We start from the raw sequence: 3,251 nt of genomic DNA on the forward strand, positions 1-3,251 counted from the left end.
GTCATACGGCCTGGGGGAGGCGAACCCTCGTCGTGTGACCGGTTCAGTGAGGAACTATCAGGCCGTCTCGATCATGTACCTGAGCGGGCCACGCCCCAGTTGGTGTCGCGGCCGACGTGGTCCACGAAGGAGTTCCAGGTGCTGCTGCTGACGACGAAGGCGGGGCCGCTTTTGATCTTGGAGTCCCGCACGCCGACCCGTCGGCAATGGGGAAGGGCAGCGACCTCGACACACGAACCGCCGGTGTCGTTGCTGTAGGAGGACTTGAACCAGGCAGATTCCGGGGCCACATCAGGGGCCATGATTTTGGTATCGATGACTACTTCCACTCTCGTGCTAGTTGATGGAGGAACCCGGCCGTCCGAGCCGGGGGTAGAGCGCTGTCGCGCAGCGCGTCGAAGCGGCGGGCATGCCGCTGGACCTCCTGCCGCTCGTCAGTGACGCTGATCGTGTTGGGCATGTCGACCTGCACGACAGGGTCGAGGGCGTCCGAGAAGTCGAGCAGCGTGAAGTTGCTCTCGGAGCGGTACGTCACGAGGTCGTGCGGCAGGATCTGGATCGTGACGTTCTCCAACTCGCCGAGCTTCACGATCTCTTCGTACTGAGCACGCATGCCCCCGGGGCTGCTCACCATGCGGCGGACAGCGGTCTCGTCCATGATGACGCGCAGCTCCAACGGGTCTTCTGAGCGGGTGATCAGATCCTTCCGCTCCAGTCGCAGCCGCACGTTCTGCTCGATGTACTCGGTCGTGGTCTCGTCGACCGGCTTGGCAATCTGATACAGAGCCCGCGCGTAGTCCTCCGTCTGGAACAGGCCGTACACGAAGGCGGGCTGCCAGACGCGCATTACGGTGGCGTCCTGCTCCAAGCCGCGATACGTCGGCATCTTCGACGGCATGTACGCCTTGTAGGGCGTCCACGGCTCCTTGCTCAGTGACTCCCGGTGCAGTTGGAGAAGGGTCTCCAGATCTTCTTTCGGGAGGCTGGGGGCGAGATAGTCGATCAGTCCCTCAAGGTCGCTCACGCGCGGCAGGTCGTTCTCTCCGATCTCCACTCGCGCGAGCTTCGTGTGGGAGAAGCCAAGGGCCTTGGCCACCTCCTGAAGCGTCTCCCCCTTGTCGTCCCGGAGCTTCCGCAGCTCCTTGCCCAGCTCCCTGCGTCGAAACGTCGCCCCGCGCTTAGCTGCCACTGTGTAACCCTCTCCCTAAGCCTGTCGGTACTCGACACGTCCTGTGTCCAGTGCTGATGCGGGCCGTGCCCCTGAGTGTGCCACCCCCTGTCCCCCCTCGAACAAGCCCCTGCTTGTGATTGGGCATGTGCCAATTTTCTGGCATAGCCAAATGCCCTTGCACAGTAAATCGCACATGCAGCACGGTAGTTGAGCACGCCGCCATACGGGACTCTGCCGCAGAAACGGTGTGCACGGGACGCCTTTGACGTGGGGAAGCCGCCGCTGCTGCGCGGGGCTCTCAGGCGATCCCAAAGCGCGCGCGGCCCTCTCCAATGCCCCGTGTTGGGGCCGCGCGCGTACTACCTCACGAACATGCGAGAGAGGTGCAGATGATGCTGGCGACCGGACAGTACGCGGTAGTCGAATACGCGAAGGCACCCGTCGCTGTGGACCCGCCGAGGTTCCTCAAATCCGTCGCGGACACGCACAGGCGCGCGTCGGTCGAGCCCGCCTCGCTGCCGACGCCCAGTGACGTTCTGTGGGGCGATCAGGTCCGGCACGACGGCATCTCCGCGCTGCTCGACTGGGGCCTGAAGTCGGCGGAGCAGCTCGACGTGGCGAACACGGTCCTTAACGAGATGGTCACCTACGTGCTGCGCTACGGCACCGGGCCCAGCATCGACGTTCACCTCGCGCTCTTCAGCGACAGCGTGCGGGTTGCCGTACGCGGCGGTCCTCTGAGCGGGATCCAGCCCTGCAGGACGGATGCACTCGCGGGGCTCGACGGCAGCATCGGCCGACTTCCTCTGACCTGCGCACTCACGAAGAACCTCTGCATGTGGGACGACTGGCTCACGTGCTCCCTTGAGATCTCTACGGCGCCGGAGTGTGCGTGATGCAACGGGCCACCGTGGCAGCCAGTACGCCTCCTGATCGGCCTGATGGGTTCGGCTCCTGCGCGCTTCCCGCGCGGTGTCCCGACCGCTCGATGTCCCTGCAGCCGGTCACCCCGCCGTTCACCGCCGACCAGTTGGCAGGCCTCCTGGACGCGATCAAGCGGTGGGTGCCCTTCGACGCCGCCGAAGCGTTCGACGACCTGGACCGTGCCCTCGGTGCGCAGACGCTCGCCCCCCACGAGGCGCCCGAGCTCGTCCAGCGCCTGAGTAACGTGCTTGGGCACCTGATCAACATCGCGCTCGGGTACCCCCGTCTTGAGGAGCAGATCAGCAAGGCCGTCGATCAGGCCCGAGAGCTCCTCGACGAACGCCCTGGGCGCGCCCGCCGACGCGTTTCGCCGTTCCGCGGCCGGCAGTCGTCCGTTGGCGGCGGCGCTGCTCTGGGGCGGGCTCGGCGGCTGGCGCGGGAGACCTGGTCCCTGCTGGAGCTGCTGATCGCCTCCCGCTACATCAAGGACCCCGACGGAAACGGAGATCGGTGATGCAGCAGCACACACGGCACGTGAAGCCGCCCGTCGCGCCGGAACCGGTAGCGGCCGCGCCCGGCCGCGAGCGCGGCATCGCGCACGAGGGGCCCGGAATCGAGGGCATGCCTCTGGACGACATCGAGATCACGGGGACTCTCTGTCAGGTCTTCCGTGCGATCCGCGGAGGAGCGGCCTCGTGATCAGGGTCGTCGCAGCGATGGCGCTGCTGGTCGCCCTCGGCGCGAAGCGCTGCGGCCGACGGCCCTCCACGCCGACGGGCCAGCACCGAGCGGGTCATCCCGGCGGCACTGCTTCTTCGACGCACAAGGGCGGGCCCGGGGAGGAGCCGCACGGGCCAAGGATCGTGCTGACGGTGGGAGTGGTCGCCCTGCTCGCCTTCGTCGTCTGCGTGGCCTCACTGCCCTTGGGGGGGCTACCTCTAACGTAGGGAGCGTTTGGTCCTGTGGTGGGTGTCTGGTTCTAGGGGGGGAGGTTCCGCGCCAGTTTCGGGTGGTTTCGCCGGTGAGGCGGCGGGTCATGAGATCGATCATCGCGAGGTGGATGAAGGCTTCGCTGCGGTGGGGGTGGGTTTCATAGTCACGGGCGAGGCGGCGGTGGTGCATGAGCCAGCCGATGCTGCGTTCGATGGTCCAGCGC

The 3,251-nt window shown here is 66.4% G+C and carries 6 protein-coding genes and 1 pseudogene; 4 read left to right on the forward strand and 3 right to left on the reverse strand.

Translation table 11 applies throughout. The annotated features are described in order from the left end of the window. Positions 1 to 71: 71 nt before the first annotated feature. Both ACFWZ5_RS45785 and ACFWZ5_RS45790 read right to left on the reverse strand, forming a co-directional pair. Positions 72 to 329 carry a DUF397 domain-containing protein gene (locus ACFWZ5_RS45785; protein WP_384893144.1) on the reverse strand — a complete coding sequence of 86 codons (258 nt, stop codon included), beginning with the start codon at positions 327 to 329 and terminating at the stop codon, positions 72 to 74. After that, a complete protein-coding gene (locus tag ACFWZ5_RS45790) occupies positions 320 to 1,189 on the reverse strand; it encodes a helix-turn-helix domain-containing protein (RefSeq protein WP_384893147.1) in 870 nt (289 codons plus the stop codon). Before ACFWZ5_RS45790 ends, ACFWZ5_RS45785 begins: the two co-directional genes overlap by 10 nt. 371 nt (positions 1,190 to 1,560) lie before the next feature. Here ACFWZ5_RS45790 and ACFWZ5_RS45795 point away from each other — a divergent pair, with 371 nt between their 5' ends. The 4 genes from ACFWZ5_RS45795 to ACFWZ5_RS45810 all read left to right on the forward strand — a co-directional run bounded on the left by ACFWZ5_RS45795 (position 1,561) and on the right by ACFWZ5_RS45810 (position 3,042). Next, positions 1,561 to 2,067, forward strand: coding sequence for a hypothetical protein (locus tag ACFWZ5_RS45795; protein WP_384893150.1), 507 nt, complete (start codon positions 1,561 to 1,563; stop codon positions 2,065 to 2,067). 92 nt (positions 2,068 to 2,159) lie between these two features. Beyond that, positions 2,160 to 2,609: a hypothetical protein gene (locus tag ACFWZ5_RS45800; RefSeq protein WP_384893153.1), complete on the forward strand. Its 450-nt coding sequence runs from the start codon at positions 2,160 to 2,162 to the stop codon at positions 2,607 to 2,609. Further along, complete coding sequence (locus tag ACFWZ5_RS45805; protein WP_384893156.1) at positions 2,609 to 2,794, forward strand: hypothetical protein; 186 nt, start codon at positions 2,609 to 2,611, stop codon at positions 2,792 to 2,794. The genes ACFWZ5_RS45800 and ACFWZ5_RS45805 overlap by 1 nt, the downstream gene beginning before the upstream one ends. Beyond that, positions 2,791 to 3,042 (forward strand): hypothetical protein, encoded by a 252-nt coding sequence (locus ACFWZ5_RS45810; RefSeq protein WP_384893159.1) that lies wholly within the window; start codon positions 2,791 to 2,793, stop codon positions 3,040 to 3,042. The genes ACFWZ5_RS45805 and ACFWZ5_RS45810 overlap by 4 nt, the downstream gene beginning before the upstream one ends. 43 nt (positions 3,043 to 3,085) lie before the next feature. Here the strand turns inward: ACFWZ5_RS45810 and ACFWZ5_RS45815 are convergent. Next, positions 3,086 to 3,251, reverse strand: a pseudogene (locus ACFWZ5_RS45815) (IS5/IS1182 family transposase); the annotation flags it as partial.

This window comes from Streptomyces sp. NPDC059003, assembly GCF_042740445.1.
Lineage (GTDB): Bacteria > Actinomycetota > Actinomycetes > Streptomycetales > Streptomycetaceae > Streptomyces.

What these genes read in the sequence shown, in the direction of transcription:
- ACFWZ5_RS45795 (WP_384893150.1), top strand. Translation starts at nt 1,561, where the DNA reads ATGATGCTGGCGACCGGACAGTACGCGGTAGTCGAATACGCGAAGGCA.
- ACFWZ5_RS45800 (WP_384893153.1), top strand. Translation starts at nt 2,160, where the DNA reads ATGTCCCTGCAGCCGGTCACCCCGCCGTTCACCGCCGACCAGTTGGCA.
- ACFWZ5_RS45805 (WP_384893156.1), top strand. Translation starts at nt 2,609, where the DNA reads ATGCAGCAGCACACACGGCACGTGAAGCCGCCCGTCGCGCCGGAACCG.